The 14,083-nt window shown below is 64.0% G+C and carries 17 protein-coding genes; 10 read left to right on the top strand and 7 right to left on the bottom strand.

Going from position 1 to position 14,083, the window contains the following annotated elements; all coding sequences use genetic code 11:
- Positions 1–179: 179 nt before the first annotated feature.
- Complete coding sequence (locus ACYG9Y_RS18540) at positions 180–1,403, bottom strand: MFS transporter (protein ID WP_023732100.1); 1,224 nt, start codon at positions 1,401–1,403, stop codon at positions 180–182.
- 118 nt (positions 1,404–1,521) lie between these two features.
- Here ACYG9Y_RS18540 and ACYG9Y_RS18535 point away from each other — a divergent pair, with 118 nt between their 5' ends.
- The 8 genes from ACYG9Y_RS18535 (at position 1,522) to ACYG9Y_RS18500 (ending at position 8,142) form a co-directional block, all read left to right on the top strand.
- Entirely contained in the window at positions 1,522–2,130 is a 609-nt protein-coding gene (locus tag ACYG9Y_RS18535; protein WP_023732099.1) for a TetR/AcrR family transcriptional regulator, read from the top strand.
- A 94-nt stretch (positions 2,131–2,224) separates the two neighbouring features.
- Positions 2,225–3,208: a hypothetical protein gene (locus ACYG9Y_RS18530; RefSeq protein WP_023698510.1), complete on the top strand. Its 984-nt coding sequence runs from the start codon at positions 2,225–2,227 to the stop codon at positions 3,206–3,208.
- Between the two features lie 71 nt (positions 3,209–3,279).
- Positions 3,280–4,206, top strand: a complete 927-nt coding sequence (locus tag ACYG9Y_RS18525) for a histone deacetylase family protein (protein ID WP_023685412.1) — start codon at positions 3,280–3,282, stop codon at positions 4,204–4,206.
- 3 nt (positions 4,207–4,209) lie between these two features.
- Positions 4,210–4,461: an exodeoxyribonuclease VII small subunit gene (locus tag ACYG9Y_RS18520; RefSeq protein ID WP_023668433.1), complete on the top strand. Its 252-nt coding sequence runs from the start codon at positions 4,210–4,212 to the stop codon at positions 4,459–4,461.
- 38 nt (positions 4,462–4,499) lie between these two features.
- A complete protein-coding gene (locus ACYG9Y_RS18515; RefSeq protein ID WP_460223138.1) occupies positions 4,500–4,766 on the top strand; it encodes a DUF2277 domain-containing protein in 267 nt (88 codons plus the stop codon).
- Positions 4,767–4,776: 10 nt separating this feature from the next.
- Positions 4,777–5,697, top strand: a complete 921-nt coding sequence (locus tag ACYG9Y_RS18510; protein WP_023738483.1) for a pirin family protein — start codon at positions 4,777–4,779, stop codon at positions 5,695–5,697.
- 101 nt (positions 5,698–5,798) lie between these two features.
- Positions 5,799–7,712 (top strand): 1-deoxy-D-xylulose-5-phosphate synthase, encoded by a 1,914-nt coding sequence (gene dxs / locus ACYG9Y_RS18505; RefSeq protein WP_023668430.1) that lies wholly within the window; start codon positions 5,799–5,801, stop codon positions 7,710–7,712.
- A gap of 145 nt (positions 7,713–7,857) precedes the next feature.
- The gene (locus ACYG9Y_RS18500; RefSeq protein ID WP_023668429.1) at positions 7,858–8,142 is read left to right on the top strand and encodes a hypothetical protein; all 285 of its coding nucleotides are present in this window, start codon (positions 7,858–7,860) and stop codon (positions 8,140–8,142) included.
- Here ACYG9Y_RS18500 and ACYG9Y_RS18495 read toward each other — a convergent pair.
- Positions 8,139–8,540 carry a GFA family protein gene (locus ACYG9Y_RS18495; protein WP_023692079.1) on the bottom strand — a complete coding sequence of 134 codons (402 nt, stop codon included), beginning with the start codon at positions 8,538–8,540 and terminating at the stop codon, positions 8,139–8,141. The two genes, ACYG9Y_RS18500 and ACYG9Y_RS18495, sit on opposite strands and share 4 nt — an antisense overlap.
- Before the next feature lie 146 nt (positions 8,541–8,686).
- Between ACYG9Y_RS18495 and ACYG9Y_RS18490 the strand changes: the two genes are divergently transcribed.
- Complete coding sequence (locus tag ACYG9Y_RS18490) at positions 8,687–9,481, top strand: TlyA family RNA methyltransferase (RefSeq protein WP_023668427.1); 795 nt, start codon at positions 8,687–8,689, stop codon at positions 9,479–9,481.
- Positions 9,478–10,713, top strand: a complete 1,236-nt coding sequence (locus tag ACYG9Y_RS18485) for a class I SAM-dependent RNA methyltransferase (protein ID WP_023738484.1) — start codon at positions 9,478–9,480, stop codon at positions 10,711–10,713. Before ACYG9Y_RS18490 ends, ACYG9Y_RS18485 begins: the two co-directional genes overlap by 4 nt.
- 66 nt (positions 10,714–10,779) lie before the next feature.
- Here the strand turns inward: ACYG9Y_RS18485 and ACYG9Y_RS18480 are convergent, their stop codons facing one another.
- The 5 genes from ACYG9Y_RS18480 to ACYG9Y_RS18460 form a co-directional block, all read right to left on the bottom strand.
- Entirely contained in the window at positions 10,780–11,169 is a 390-nt protein-coding gene (locus ACYG9Y_RS18480; RefSeq protein WP_023687145.1) for a type II toxin-antitoxin system VapC family toxin, read from the bottom strand.
- On the bottom strand, positions 11,156–11,431 hold the full coding sequence (locus ACYG9Y_RS18475; RefSeq protein ID WP_084014289.1) for an AbrB/MazE/SpoVT family DNA-binding domain-containing protein: 276 nt from the start codon (positions 11,429–11,431) through the stop codon (positions 11,156–11,158). The genes ACYG9Y_RS18480 and ACYG9Y_RS18475 overlap by 14 nt, the downstream gene beginning before the upstream one ends.
- A gap of 79 nt (positions 11,432–11,510) precedes the next feature.
- Positions 11,511–13,214 carry a metalloprotease TldD gene (tldD, locus tag ACYG9Y_RS18470; RefSeq protein ID WP_245260395.1) on the bottom strand — a complete coding sequence of 568 codons (1,704 nt, stop codon included), beginning with the start codon at positions 13,212–13,214 and terminating at the stop codon, positions 11,511–11,513.
- Positions 13,211–13,408, bottom strand: coding sequence for a hypothetical protein (locus ACYG9Y_RS18465; RefSeq protein WP_155923284.1), 198 nt, complete (start codon positions 13,406–13,408; stop codon positions 13,211–13,213). Before ACYG9Y_RS18465 ends, tldD begins: the two co-directional genes overlap by 4 nt.
- Before the next feature lie 69 nt (positions 13,409–13,477).
- A complete protein-coding gene (locus tag ACYG9Y_RS18460; protein ID WP_023668422.1) occupies positions 13,478–14,062 on the bottom strand; it encodes an invasion associated locus B family protein in 585 nt (194 codons plus the stop codon).
- Positions 14,063–14,083: the final 21 nt, after the last annotated feature.

Here is a 14,083-nt window from a genome sequence, read left to right as displayed (position 1 = left end):
CGCGACTTCGACGCGTTGCAACGGTGCAGAATTCTGCTCCGCTGCACCCTACGGTAACGGAATGGCTCCTCGGGTCTGCGCGTCCGCTTCGCTCCCGCTTCGCCCGATGACGACGCCAGAGGCCTCACCTAATTCCGAACGTTTGCGGTGGTCTCCAAAGCGAACGTCAGGCCGCGTCCTTACTCCGCGGGAACGGCGGCCGCGTCGCATCCGTCCAGCTCGCATGTGTGGGTGGCCAGGCTGCGCTGGCCCAGCAACACCGTGACCAATGCGATGACGCCGGCCGCCACCGAGACCCAGAACCCGTTGCGGGCGCCGAATTCATCCACCACCGCACCGGCGGCAAACGAACCGAGCGCCATGCCGATGCCGATGCCTGTCATCACCCAGGTGATGCCTTCGGTCAGCATCGCTTCCGGCACGTGGCGTTCGATCAGGCCGAAGGCGGTGATGAAGGTTGGCGAGATCGCCACGCCGCTGATGAAAACGGTCAGCGCCAGCAGCGGCACCGTGTCGGCGGTGAGCGGCAGCAGCGTGCCGAGCGCAACGAGGGCGACCGCGAGGGCCAACTGGCGCTGCAGCGGCGCTTTCAGGTTGAGCGCACCGACGACGAGGCCAAGCGCGAACGATCCCAGGGCATAGACGCCGATGACGAGGCTGGCGGCGCCGGGCTGGCCGAGTTCCTTGGTGATCGCCACCGTGCTCACTTCCGTCGTCGCGAAGGTGGCGCCGACGAAGATCAGGGCGAAGGTGATGATCTGCACCGGCCGCAAGCGGATTGCCGAGCCGCTGGAGACATGGTCCACCGGCCGCACTTGCGGTTCGGTCGAGCGTTGCAGGATGAAGGCGGTCGAGCCAAGGGCGAGGAACACCGTGCTCACCAGGACGCCGGCTTCGGGGAAGAGCGCGGCGCTCAAGCCTACCGACAGCGACGCGCCGGCGATATAGACCAGTTCGTCCGCAGCCGACTCGAAGGCGAATGCGGTGTTCATCTGCGGCCGGCCGCGGAAAATCTCTGTCCAGCGCGCGCGCACCATGGCCGGCATGCTGGGCATGGCGGCGGCCGCCAGCGCCGACACGAACAGCGTCCACACCGGCCAGTCCCGATTGGCTGCGGCAATCAGCACCGCGAAGGCGAGCACGGTGAGGATGGTGGTCGGAACCACGATCCGCGTCTGGCCAAGGCGATCGACCAGCCGTGATATCTGCGGCGCCACGAAAGCGTTGCTCAGCGCGAAAGTCGCCGAGACAGCTCCCGCCAGCCAGTATTCGCCACGTGTCTGCGAGAGCATGGCCACGATGCCGATCGGCGCCATGGCGATCGGCAGCCGCGCGAGGAAGCCCGCGGCGGCAAACCCCTTGGCTCCAGGGGCACGAAAGATTTCCGAGTATGGGTTTTGCATGGCTGGCTCCTCGACAAAGGCCAATTCGACAATTACATACGATGCGTATGAATGTATGTAATCCATACGCCGCGTATGTCAATTGGCATACGAAGCGTATATGAATAAGGCCAGAACCATGCACAGACCCCGCAAGGAGATGATTGCCGAAACGCGCGCCAAGCTGATCACGGCGGCCCGCCACGCTTTCGGCACGATCGGCTATGCCGAGGCCTCGATGGATGATTTCACCGCCTCGGCCGGGCTGACGCGCGGTGCGCTCTATCATCATTTCGGCGACAAGAAGGGCCTGCTGCAGGCCGTCATCGCCGAAATCGATGGCGAGATGGCCGTCCGCATCCATGAGATTGCGTCGCGGGCGCCAAGCCGCTGGCAGCGTTTCGTCGACGAATGCACGACCTATATCGAGATGGCGCTGGAGCCGGAAATCCAGCGCATCATGTTTCGCGACGGTCCGGCTGTGCTCGGCGATCCGGCGCAATGGCCGAACGCCAATGCCTGCGTCGGCTCGATGACCGATCATCTGACGGCTCTGCAGCAGGAGGGGGTGGTCGTCCCCGGCGTCGACCCCGAAACCGCCGCCCGGCTGATCAACGGCGCCAGCAGCCAGGCGGCGCAGCGCATCGCCAATTCGAACGACCCCGAAGCGACGTCGAAGACCGTGGTGGCAGCCTTCCAGCAACTGCTTGAAGGCCTTCTCAAAAAACAGGGTTCGCAGCCGGCCTGAAATCTGGTCGGCCGAGACCCGGCATTTGCCGAGATTGACAATTCCCGGCCCGGGTTCATCCTCGCCGTCCATCTCTGAGGGGAGATTCGGGCGCATGTGGGATTTCGAAATCGGCAGGTCGGTGTCCATCATGATCAGGACATGGCCATTCATCGTCTTTCGCATGATCGTCTATTTCGGCATCACGCTCGCCTATATCGTGGCGACCGGCAGCGGCGCCTCGGTCGGCTATGGCGTCGGCCATATCTCCACCGATCCCGACGGGCCGCTTTCCTTTGCACTGTGGGGCGGCATCGTCGGCATCGGCATCGTTTCGATCGCGCTCTACTGGATCCGCGAATACATCCTCTACGTCGTCAAGGCCGGCCATATCGCCGTCATGGTGCATCTGATCGATGGCCGGGACGTTCCCAGTGGGCAGGACCAGATCGCCTACGCCAAGGACGTGGTGAAGGAGCGTTTCGCCGAGGCCAACATCCTTTTCGTGGTCGACCAGCTGGTCAAGGGCGCCATCCGCGCCATCACCGGCCTGATCGGCGGCATCGCCGCCTTCCTGCCCATTCCGGGCCTCGGCGGTCCGGTCGCTTTCATCAATACGGTGATCCGCCTGTCGCTGACCTATGTTGACGAGATCATCCTCGGCTACAACATCCGCATCAACTCGTCGTCGCCCTTCGAAACCGCCCGGCAAGGCGTCGTGCTCTATGCCCAGAACGGCAAGACCATGGTCAAGAACGCGGTCTGGCTGGCTGTCATCATGTGGGCCGTGTCCTTCGTCATCTTCCTTTTGATGCTGGCGCCGGCCGCCGCCATCATGTGGTTCATACCGGGGCAGCTCGGCGGCTGGGCCTTCGTGCTCGCCATCCTCCTTGCCTGGGCCTTCAAGGCGGCCTTCATCGAACCCTTCGCCATCGCCTGCCTGATGCAGGTCTATTTTAGGACTATCGAAGGCCAGGTGCCGAACGCCGAATGGGACCAGCGGCTGGCCGAGGCGTCGTCCAAGTTCAGGGAACTCAGGGACAAGGCGGTGGCTTCCTTCGGCGGCTCGCGCTGGACGCAGCCCGCGCCCGGGGTGTAATCCCTGTTGAACGTCGGGGCGGTGAGGCGTCAAACCATGGTCAAAGCGGCCGGGCGCGCCTATATCGGGTCATGGTCACCAGGCTCTACACCCATCCGATCTTCCTCGAACATCTGACGCCCCCCGGTCATCCGGAGCGGCCGGACCGCTTGCGCGCTATCGAGCGCGTGCTCGACGACGAGGCCTTCACCGCACTCGATCGGGTAACGGCGCCGCAAGGCGACGAGGCCACAATCCTCTACGCCCACCCCGAGGATTTCGTCGCCCGCGTCCGCGCCGCGATCCCTGAAAGCGGCATTGCCTCGATCGACGCCGACACCAGCGCCAGCCCGAAAAGCTGGCAGGCGGTGGTCACTGCCATCGGTGCGGCCAACGCTGCCGTCGACGATGTTTTCGAGGGCAGCGTCGCCAACGCCTTCGTCGCCGCGCGTCCGCCCGGCCATCATGCCGAAAAGACCACGGCCATGGGCTTTTGCCTGTTCAACACCGCGGCGATCGCGGCCCGCTACGCGCAGAAGAAACACGGCGCCGAGCGTGTCGCCATCGTCGACTGGGACGTGCATCACGGCAATGGCACGCAGGACATTTTCTGGGACGATCCCTCGGTGCTCTATTGTTCGACGCACCAGATGCCGCTCTATCCCGGCACCGGGGCTAAAAACGAAACCGGCGCCGGCAACATCGTCAACGCGCCGCTGGCGCCGCAGACCGGCTCGGACATGTTTCGCGATGCCTTGCTGTCGCGCGTCCTGCCGGCACTCGACAATTTCGCGCCCGATCTGATCATCATTTCCGCAGGCTTCGACGCTCACCATCGCGATCCGTTGGCCGAGATCAACCTCAGCGAGGACGATTTCGACTGGGCGACCGGCCAGTTGCTGGAACGCGCCGGGCGCCACAGCGGCAACCGGCTCGTCAGCCTGCTCGAGGGCGGCTACGATCTGCAGGGATTGGCATTTTCGGTCGCTGCCCATGTCGGGCGGCTGATGAAGGGATAAAGTATGGCTGGCGAAGCAAACGAAGACGTCAAGGCGATGAGCTTCGAGCAGGCACTCGACGCGCTGGAAAAGATTGTCGATGATCTCGAACGCGGCGACGTGCCGCTCGACCAGTCGATCAAGATCTATGAGCGCGGCGAGGCGCTGAAGGCCCATTGCGACCGGCTGCTGAAGGCCGCCGAAGACAAGGTCGAGAAGATCAGGCTGTCGCGTGATGGCAAACCGGTGGGAACGGAGCCGCTCGACGCGGAGTAGTGGAATGGGGCGGGCATAAAGCAGATAGGAGTTCAAGCATGTGCAGAAACATCAAGACCCTGTTCAATTTCGAGCCGCCGGCGACCCATGACGAGATCCGCGACGCCGCCCTTCAATTCGTGCGCAAACTGAGCGGAACGACGCGCCCCTCGCAGCGCAACCAGGCAGCCTTCGACCGTGCCGTCGAGGCGATCGCCGAATTGGCGCATGAATTGCTGCATTCGCTGGAAACCACGCATCATCCGCGCAATCGTGAAGAGGTGGCGGCCAAGGCAAAAGCCAAATCGGCGCTCCGCTTCGCCTGAGGACATCCAGATGAGTTTCTTCCCCGGCAAGGACCCTGAGCCTGGCGATGCCTTCGCCAGCGACCAGATCGAGCTCATGGTCATTCCAAACGCCAAGGACATTGGCGGCTTCCAGGTTCGTCGCGCTCTGCCGACGGCAAAGCGGCGGCTGGTCGGTCCCTTCATCTTCTTCGACCGCATGGGGCCGGCGATCTTGCGCGCCGGCCAGGCGATGGATGTGCGCCCGCACCCGCATATCGGGCTTTCCACCGTCACCTATCTGTTCGACGGCAATATCAGGCACCGCGATTCGCTCGGCACCGAGATGGTCATCCAGCCCGGCGACGTGAATTTGATGACCGCCGGCCGCGGCATTGTCCATTCCGAGCGCACGCCCGAAGAACTGCGCGGCGCGCCGATGTCGGTCTCCGGCCTGCAGACATGGCTGGCTTTGCCCGACGGCAAGGAGGAAGTGGCGCCGGTGTTCGAGAACACGGCCGCGCTCCTTCTGCCCGAGATCGACGCCGAAGGTGTTTCCGGCCGCGTGGTGATCGGCGATTTCCAGGGACTGCGCTCGCCGGTAAGAGCCGACACCGAGACGCTCTACGCCAATCTGAGGCTGGCGCCCGGCGCCAGCGTCAAAATTCCCGCCGACGCCGAGGAACGCGCCATCTACACGCTGGACGGCGATGTCTCGGTTTCGGGCGACCGTTTTCCGGCCGAACGGCTGCTGGTGTTCCGGCCTGGTGACGAGATCGTCGTGTCGTCCGAGCGCGGCGCCCATTTCATGCTCTTCGGGGGCGCTTCGCTCGGCTCTCCGCGCCACATCTGGTGGAACTTCGTCTCGTCGTCGAAGGAACGCATCGAACAGGCCAAGCAGGAATGGAAGACGGGCCGCTTCGATATCGTTCCTGGAGATGAGGAAGAGTTCATTCCGTTACCGGACAATTAACGTCAGCATCACCCGCGTCACTGACACGCATTTACATTCCGGCGACGCAGGCATATTTCGCCATGATCGACGCGCATTATAGCTGAGCAGGCCCTTTAACAGTGAACGCAACGCTGCATACGCCGCTTCTCGACAAGGTCCGCATTCCAGCCGACCTGAAGAAGCTTGACGAAAGCGAGCTGCCGCAGCTGGCCTCGGAGCTGCGCGCCGAGCTGATCGATGCCGTCTCGCATACGGGCGGGCATCTCGGCGCCGGCCTCGGTGTCGTCGAACTGACGGTGGCGCTGCACTATGTCTTCAACACGCCGGAAGACCGCGTGATCTGGGATGTCGGCCACCAGGCCTATCCACACAAGATCCTGACCGGCCGCCGCGACCGCATCCGAACGCTCAGGCAAGAAGGCGGCCTGTCCGGCTTCACCCGTCGCGCCGAGAGCGAATACGACCCGTTCGGCGCCGCGCACTCTTCGACCTCCATTTCCGCCGGCCTCGGCATGGCCATGGCGCGCGACCTCTCGGGCGGCCACAACAATGTCATTGCCGTCATCGGCGACGGCGCCATGTCCGCCGGCATGGCCTATGAAGCCATGAACAATGCCGGCGCGCTTGATGCCCGGCTGATCGTCATCCTCAACGACAACGACATGTCTATCGCGCCGCCGACCGGCGCCATGAGCGCCTATCTGGCGCGGCTTGCCTCTGGCAAGACCTATCTTGGCCTGCGCGATTTCGGCAAGAAGCTGACCTCCTATCTCGGCAAGCGCGCCGACCGCGCCATCAAGCGGGCGGTCGAGCATGCGCGCGGCTACGTCACCGGCGGCACGCTGTTCGAGGAGCTTGGCTTCTACCATATCGGCCCGATCGACGGCCACAATCTCGAGCATCTGATCCCGGTGCTGAAGAACGTCCGCGACCATGCCGACGGCCCGGTGCTGATCCATGTCGTGACCCAGAAGGGCAAGGGCTACGCGCCGGCCGAGGCCGCGGCCGACAAATATCACGGCGTCAACAAGTTCGACGTCATCACCGGCGCGCAGACCAAGGCCCCGGCCAATGCGCCGGCCTACACCAAGGTGTTCGCCGAGAGCCTGGTCCAGGAGGCCCGCCTGGACGACCGCATCGTCGCCGTCACCGCCGCCATGCCGAACGGCACCGGCCTCGATTTGTTCGGCGAAGCGTTTCCGACCCGGACCTTCGATGTCGGCATTGCCGAGCAACATGCCGTGACCTTCGCCGCCGGCCTCGCCAGCGAGGGCTACAAGCCCTTCGCCGCCATCTATTCGACCTTCCTGCAGCGCGCCTACGATCAGGTCGTCCATGATGTGGCGATCCAGAAACTGCCGGTGCGTTTCCCGATCGACCGCGCCGGTTTCGTCGGCGCCGACGGCGCCACTCATTGCGGCGCCTTCGACACCACCTTCCTGGCGACGCTGCCGGGCTTCGTGGTGATGGCGGCCGCCGACGAGGCGGAGCTTCGCCACATGGTGCGCACCGCCGCCTATTATGACGAAGGCCCGATCGCCTTCCGCTATCCGCGCGGCAATGGCGTCGGCGTCGACATGCCGGAGCGCGGCTCGGTGCTCGAAATTGGCAAGGGCCGCATCGTCAGGGAAGGCACCAAGGTGGCGCTTCTGTCCTTTGGCACAAGACTGCAGGACTGTCTGCTGGCGGCCGAGGAACTCGGCGCGGCAGGGCTTTCGACGACGGTTGCGGACGCCCGTTTCGCCAAGCCGCTGGACGAGGATTTGATCCGCCGTCTCGCCCGCTCGCACGAAGTGCTGGTGACGGTGGAAGAGGGGGCTGTCGGCGGTTTCGCCAGCCACGTGCTGCAGTTCCTCGCCCATGAAGGCTTGCTGGAAAGCGGTCTGAAAGTTCGGCCGCTGGTGCTGCCGGACGAGTTCGCCGACCACGCCAAGCCGGAAAAAATGTATGCCGATGCCGGGCTCGACGCGGCCGGCATCGTGCGCACCGTGTTCGTCGCGCTCGGCCATTCCGCGCGCGCGCAGCGCGCCTGAATCAAACCTCACGCAGCTGAAGCAGTTGCCTGTGCAAGCCTGACACTTTGTTAACGCTTCTCTTTGGCGTTTCGCTTACCGTCTCTTTTGGCCGTTTTTCAACGCCGCCCTGCTAGAACTGCCTCCAGGCAGGGAGTTAAAAACAATGCGAACGCTTCTGTGCGGCGCGGCCCTTTTGGCCGTCATCGCCGCGCCGGCCATGGCCGAGACGCGCTATGACCGCAAGCTCGAACAGGCGGTGGCAGGCATCGTCGCCCGCAAGATGGGCGATATCAGGGGCGCTTTTTCCTACAAGCAGGTTCCGCAGCTTGTCGTCGTGCCGGACGCACCAGTCGTTGCTGTCGAGCGCCCGCGCAAGCAGGCTTCAGATGACGGAAGCGACGGCCTGATGCCGGCCGTTGAACGGCAGGTCTCACGCACGATCTTCTAAAACCACATATCGCGCACGCAGCGCCCATCGCGCGGCAGGTCGTCATAAGTGTCCAGCCCGTCGAAATGGTCGATCGGCAGGTCGGCGACCGCCTCCGGCGGTGCCAGCCTGACATTGACGGCGATCCGCGTGCGGCCGCTGTCGCTGCGGCGCAAACCGCGCCAGGCAAGCACACAGGCACATGTCGGGCAAAACAGTATTTCCAGCGACGGCGTCTCCTTGCCAGCGCGGGTGTAGGACTGCACAGGCCCCACAAGCCGGATACGCTCGTCGACAAAGTCATAGGCCCAGAGTGTGCCATAGCGGCGGCAAAGCGTGCAATTGCAGGCCGTGATCGGGCCGGGATCGCCTTCCAGGGTCCAGTGGGCGGCGCCGCAATGGCAGGTTCCCGTCAGCATTCGTCTTCCTCCGCATTGCCTGAGCCTCTACATCTTGCCGGACTGGCTGCGCTATTCAACCGGGCGGACTGGCTTGCGGCCCGGGTCTCGACGTCCTCCCATGCCAATGTCCTTGCCTTCGCGGCCGGCTTTCGCCATGAAGGCCGATGAACTCCCCTCTGCCAGCCAGCACACGCCAGCGGCTCGACGAATTGCTCGTCCAGCGCGGCCTGTTTGCGAGCCGCTCGCGCGCCCGCGACGCGGTCGAGCGCGGCACCGTGACGGTCGACGGCGTGGTCGCCCGCAAGCCCGGCCGGACGGTTCTGCCGCACTGTCTCATCGTCATCGACGACCCGGCGCAGGGTTATGTCTCACGCGCGGCGCTGAAGCTGATCGCCGGGCTCGACCATTTCAGTCTCGATCCCGCGGGCAGTGAAGCCCTCGATATCGGCGCCTCGACAGGCGGCTTCACCCAGGTGCTGCTCGAACGCGGCGCGGCCCATGTCACTGCCATCGATGTCGGCCACGGCCAGATGCATCCCGGTGTCTCGTCCGACCCGCGCGTCACCGTGATCGAGGGCCTCAACGCTCGCGAGCTCGCGGCTGCCGATCTCGGCGGCCGTATCCCCGATTTCATCGTCTCCGATGTAAGCTTCATCTCGTTGAAACTGGCGATGCCACCGGCGTTGGCATTGGCACGGGACGGCGCTCGTGCGGTGTTTCTGGTCAAGCCGCAATTCGAGGCCGGCCGCGAGGCGATCGGCAAGGGCGGTCTTTTGAAAGACCCTTATGACGCCGCCCGTGTGGCCGGCTTGCTGCAGGAATGGCTCGAAGGCGTCCCTGGCTGGCGTACATTGGGCTTGCACATGTCGCCGATCGAAGGCGGGGACGGCAACCGCGAATTCCTGCTTGCCGGGATCAAGGATGCCGGGACCAAGGATGCCGGGACCAAGGACCGATGAGCACGGGCTTCACCATCAAGAGACTGGGTTCGCAGGGCGACGGCGTCGCCGAGACGGAAACCGGCGAGCTGTTCATTCCCTTCACCCTGCCCGGCGAGACCGTCACCGCCGCGCGCGAGAGGGATCGCGCCATGCTGATGGCGGTATTGGAGACGTCGCCGCTGCGTATCGATCCGGCCTGCCGGCATTTCACCGAATGTGGCGGCTGCGCCGTCCAGCATCTGCAAGCCGACGCTTACCAGCAATGGAAACGCGACAAGGTCGTGCATGCCTTGAAAGGCATTGCCGGCGACATCGGCGCCCTGGTGCCGTGTGCGCCACACACACGCCGCCGCGTCGTGCTTGCCGCCAGGCGCGCCGACACAGGCATGCTGCTTGGCTTCCATCGCCATCTGTCGCCGGAAATCATCCCCATCGAGGAATGTCCGATCTCGCTGCCGGAGATCGTTGCCGCGCTCGATCGCTTGAGGTCGGTCGCCGACCTGGTTTGCGCCACCACCAAATCGTTCCGGATGGCGGTCACTGTGACGGGCTCGGGGCTTGACGTCGCTGTCTATGAGTCGGGCAAGCTGGGCGAGAACCAGCGCCGGGTCGCCTCCAACTTCATCATGGCCAATGGCTTTGCCCGGCTTTCGATCGACGACGAGATTGTCATCGAGCCGAAAAAGCCGGTGGTCATGTTCGGCACCGTCGCTGTCGCCATACCGCCTGGCGCCTTCCTGCAGGCAACGCAAGCCGCCGAACAGACGATGGCCGATCTCGTTGGCGGACATCTGAAGCGTGCCAGGAAAGTCGCGGATCTTTTCGCCGGCTGCGGCAGCTTTGCGCTTCGGCTGGCGGCCAAATCCGAAGTCCACGCGGTCGAAGGCGACGCGGCAGCCCTTTCGGCGCTCGACCGCGGATCGCGCTTCGCCACCGGCCTGAAGCGGGTAACCGGCGAACGCCGCGACCTGTTCCGGCGGCCGCTGACGTTCAAGGAGCTGAATGCTTTCGATGGCGTCGTCTTCGACCCGCCGCGCGCCGGCGCCGAGGACCAGTCGAAGCAGATCGCCCGCTCGGATGTGCCGTTCGTCGCCGCCGTCTCCTGCAATCCGGTGACGCTGGCACGAGACCTGCGCATCCTGATTGACGGCGGCTACACCTTGAAGAGCGTCACGCCCATCGACCAGTTCCTGTGGTCGCCGCATGTCGAGGCCGTGGCGCTGCTGGAGAAGCCGAAACGGCGACGTTAATCCGCCGATTTTCACAAGGCCGTGCTTGAGTTTGCCGCCCCCCGCAAGACGTAGCCGGCTGGCAAACTAGCCTTCGCGAACGCTTTCGTACCCGGCCGCTTGTGCGGCCTTGATGAACTTACGGTCGAAGGACACAAATGCTGAGCAGTGCGAGGACTTGCCCAGATGGAGCGCATCGGCGAAATCCATTCCCGTCTCGGCTAGATCGACCGCGGAAGAGACCATCGCAGCATCCTCTATCTCGACAGTGGGAAGCCCGCCGAACACCCGCAGTGCATTGACGATCGAGGCCTGATCATAACCATAGCCGCTGCGCAGCACCCACTCAGCCTCCAGGATCACCGTGACGGCGACGAAAACGGGCTGACCGTCGATCAGCCGCCGGGCTCGCGGGGACTGCTCGGGATCGTCGTTCGTCAGATACCTGACGACAACGTTGGTATCAATCGCGAGCATGGCGCCGCCGTGCTTCAGCAAGGACGGCTGCGTCCATCTCCTCCAAGGTCTTCGGTCTGCCACTGTGCGGCAGGACACCAAAGACATCTGCTGGTCGTGTCGGGGCAAAGGCAGGCGCCGGTCTCAAAAGTACACCGTCCGGTGTGTCTTCGACCTGCAGGCGCGTGCCCGCGCCCCAGTCCCTCCGTTTGCGGATAGCGCTGGGCAGGATGACTTGTCCCTTGGTCGAGACGGTCGTTATAAGCTTTTCTATTGCACCCATTACGGTATTACCCTTGTGTAAGACAAAGGTAAGATATCCCTGTGAGGGGAACTATTCAAGCCCGCCGACGTCTCCTCGCTCAAACCCTGGTGCCGCCGACGGTCATCTGGTTCATCCTGAGATGCGGCTGGCCGACGCCGACCGGCACGCCTTGTCCGGCCTTGCCGCACATGCCGATGCCGGTGTCGAGTTTCATGTCGTTGCCGATCATCGAAACGCGGTGCATGGCGTCCGGTCCGTTGCCGATCAGCATGGCGCCCTTGATCGGCTGCGTCACCTTGCCATTTTCGATCATGTAGGCCTCGGTGCAGCCGAACACGAACTTGCCCGAGGTGATGTCGACCTGGCCGCCGCCGAAGGATACGGCATAGATGCCGTTCTTGACCGAGGCGATGATCTCGTCCGGCTCCATGTCGCCTGCGGTCATATAAGTGTTGGTCATGCGCGGCATCGGCTGGTGCGCATAGCCTTCGCGCCGGCCGTTTCCGGTGGCTTTCATGCCCATCAGCCGGGCGTTCTGGCGGTCCTGCATGTAGCCGACAAGCTTGCCGTCCTCGATCAGCACATTGCGGGCCGAAGGCGTGCCTTCATCGTCGACGGTCAGCGAGCCGCGCCGCTCCGGCATGGTGCCGTCATCGACCACGGTAACGCCCTTGGCGGCGACCTGCTGGCCGAGCAGGCCGGCAAAGGCGGAGGTCTTCTTGCGGTTGAAGTCGCCCTCCAGCCCGTGGCCGACGGCCTCGTGCAGCATGACGCCCGGCCAGCCACTGGACAAAACGATGTCGAACGTTCCGGCCGGCGCGGGAATGGCTTCGAGATTGACCAGCGCCTGCCTGAGCGCCTCCCTGGCAGCATGCTTCCAGGCGTCCTCGACCAGGAACTCGCCGAACGCCTTGCGCCCGCCCATGCCATAGGAGCCGCTTTCCTGGCGGTCGCCGTCGCCGACGACGACGGAAACGTTGATGCGGACCAGCGGGCGGATGTCGCGCACGATCTGGCCGTCGGCGCGCACGATCTCGACATGCTGCCAGGACGCCGCGAGCGAGGCCGTCACCTGGCGCACGCGCGGGTCCTCGGCACGCAGCCATGCGTCGATCTCCTGCAACAGCTTGGCCTTGACCTCGAAGGAAGGCGAGGGGATCGGGTTCTCCTCGCCATAGAGATGGCGGTTGGTGCGCGCGGGTGCCGCGGCAAGCGTGCCGGAATAGCCGCCCTTGACGGTCGAGACCGCGTCGGCGGCGCGCAGCAGCGACGCCTCCGAAAGATCGCTGGAATGGGCGTAGCCGCTGGCCTCGCCGGCCACGGCGCGCAGGCCAAAACCCTGGTCGGTGTTGAAATTGGCGGTCTTCAGCCTGCCATTGTCGAACATCAGCGCTTCGCTCTCGCTGTATTCGAGGAACAGTTCGCCGTCATCGGCGCCGTTCAGTGTGTCGGCGACGATCCGCTTGATGCGATCATCTGAAATGTCGAATTGGCCGGTCAGGCTGTTCATGGCAGGTCCGCTCACAGGAGGAATGGTGTTGCCACGATGTAGGCGCGAAGACGCGCCTGCACAATCCGCAATGACGATCCGCAGCCGGTAGGAGCGGGTAGCCCCGCCCCTGAACATGACGTCCATCTTGAAGTTCGACCCGTCACCCGAAAAGGCCTTCACCCAGCGATATTTCTTGTTCCATTCATTGGCCTGGTCGGCCGTGAAGGGGTCGGTATAGCCCGAGGAGAACTGGATCGACTTGCACTTCTCATGGTTTTCGCAGCCATAGAAGTAGATGACATATTTCATGCCCTGAAGCCGGCCCGAGACCATCGGATCGCCCCGTCGTCCTTGTCCATCTTGGCCGAGCCATAGCCTTTCGCAAGCTCGAAAATGACGGCCGGATCGGGCGCCGTGATGATTTCGGAATCCTCGGCAAAGGCGACGGAAACGGCGCCGGTCAGGATTAGACCGGTCGACAAAAGCAAAGAACAAGCACGCATGATGACCCCCACAGCCAAAGATCAAACCCGTGGGAATTGTGAGGAAAGACGGTTTCGCAAGCATCAAGCTCAGGGCAGGGCGGCAAAACCGTCGGCGAAGCCCTTGAGGTCGACGGGGATGCCGATGCCTTCTTCCGGCGTCTGGAAGACGATGAAGGTGGCCGACGTCCCGGTCTTCAGCGTATCGAGCAGCGGCTTTTCGAGAATGACCTCGGCATAGCAGCCGTCTTGGAAGCAGCGCACGAAATAGGCGCGGCCAATATCCTTGCCGTCGACATTGAGGCCCAGGCCATTGGGCAGCAGAACGCCGAGCGGGGCCAGCACGCGCAGGATCTCGGCCTTGTTGTCGGCGGTGCGCAGGACGACGACGGACAGTCCCATTTCCGGGCGATCCTCGGCAACGACGTTCTGCATCATCACGCATTGTTCCGAGGTGGCGCCGGCCGGCGTGTCGCAGATGATCGACCACGCGCCATGCGTTGACTTGACCGTGCCGCTGGGCTGCGCTGCATTGGCGACGCCGGTTGCGGACGAGCCGATACCGATCAGGGCGGCGAGAAAAACGACCTTCGCCCCGCTTCTCGAAAGCCAAGCGCTTTTCGAATGCCAGGCGCTCTTCGAATGCCAGGCGTTTCTCGAAAGCCAAGAGGTCATGACGGCTCCATTGCGAATCAC

Source organism: Mesorhizobium sp. W050 (assembly GCF_054719535.1).
This window is presented reverse-complemented; position numbering and strand designations above follow the sequence as displayed.

What these genes read in the sequence shown, in the direction of transcription:
- ACYG9Y_RS18540 (WP_023732100.1), bottom strand. Translation starts at nt 1,403, where the DNA reads ATGCAAAACCCATACTCGGAAATCTTTCGTGCCCCTGGAGCCAAGGGG.
- ACYG9Y_RS18535 (WP_023732099.1), top strand. Translation starts at nt 1,522, where the DNA reads ATGCACAGACCCCGCAAGGAGATGATTGCCGAAACGCGCGCCAAGCTG.
- ACYG9Y_RS18530 (WP_023698510.1), top strand. Translation starts at nt 2,225, where the DNA reads ATGTGGGATTTCGAAATCGGCAGGTCGGTGTCCATCATGATCAGGACA.
- ACYG9Y_RS18525 (WP_023685412.1), top strand. Translation starts at nt 3,280, where the DNA reads ATGGTCACCAGGCTCTACACCCATCCGATCTTCCTCGAACATCTGACG.
- ACYG9Y_RS18520 (WP_023668433.1), top strand. Translation starts at nt 4,210, where the DNA reads ATGGCTGGCGAAGCAAACGAAGACGTCAAGGCGATGAGCTTCGAGCAG.
- ACYG9Y_RS18515 (WP_460223138.1), top strand. Translation starts at nt 4,500, where the DNA reads ATGTGCAGAAACATCAAGACCCTGTTCAATTTCGAGCCGCCGGCGACC.
- ACYG9Y_RS18510 (WP_023738483.1), top strand. Translation starts at nt 4,777, where the DNA reads ATGAGTTTCTTCCCCGGCAAGGACCCTGAGCCTGGCGATGCCTTCGCC.
- ACYG9Y_RS18500 (WP_023668429.1), top strand. Translation starts at nt 7,858, where the DNA reads ATGCGAACGCTTCTGTGCGGCGCGGCCCTTTTGGCCGTCATCGCCGCG.
- ACYG9Y_RS18495 (WP_023692079.1), bottom strand. Translation starts at nt 8,540, where the DNA reads ATGCTGACGGGAACCTGCCATTGCGGCGCCGCCCACTGGACCCTGGAA.
- ACYG9Y_RS18490 (WP_023668427.1), top strand. Translation starts at nt 8,687, where the DNA reads ATGAACTCCCCTCTGCCAGCCAGCACACGCCAGCGGCTCGACGAATTG.
- ACYG9Y_RS18485 (WP_023738484.1), top strand. Translation starts at nt 9,478, where the DNA reads ATGAGCACGGGCTTCACCATCAAGAGACTGGGTTCGCAGGGCGACGGC.
- ACYG9Y_RS18480 (WP_023687145.1), bottom strand. Translation starts at nt 11,169, where the DNA reads ATGCTCGCGATTGATACCAACGTTGTCGTCAGGTATCTGACGAACGAC.
- ACYG9Y_RS18475 (WP_084014289.1), bottom strand. Translation starts at nt 11,431, where the DNA reads ATGGGTGCAATAGAAAAGCTTATAACGACCGTCTCGACCAAGGGACAA.
- tldD (WP_245260395.1), bottom strand. Translation starts at nt 13,214, where the DNA reads ATGAAATATGTCATCTACTTCTATGGCTGCGAAAACCATGAGAAGTGC.
- ACYG9Y_RS18465 (WP_155923284.1), bottom strand. Translation starts at nt 13,408, where the DNA reads ATGCGTGCTTGTTCTTTGCTTTTGTCGACCGGTCTAATCCTGACCGGC.
- ACYG9Y_RS18460 (WP_023668422.1), bottom strand. Translation starts at nt 14,062, where the DNA reads ATGACCTCTTGGCTTTCGAGAAACGCCTGGCATTCGAAGAGCGCCTGG.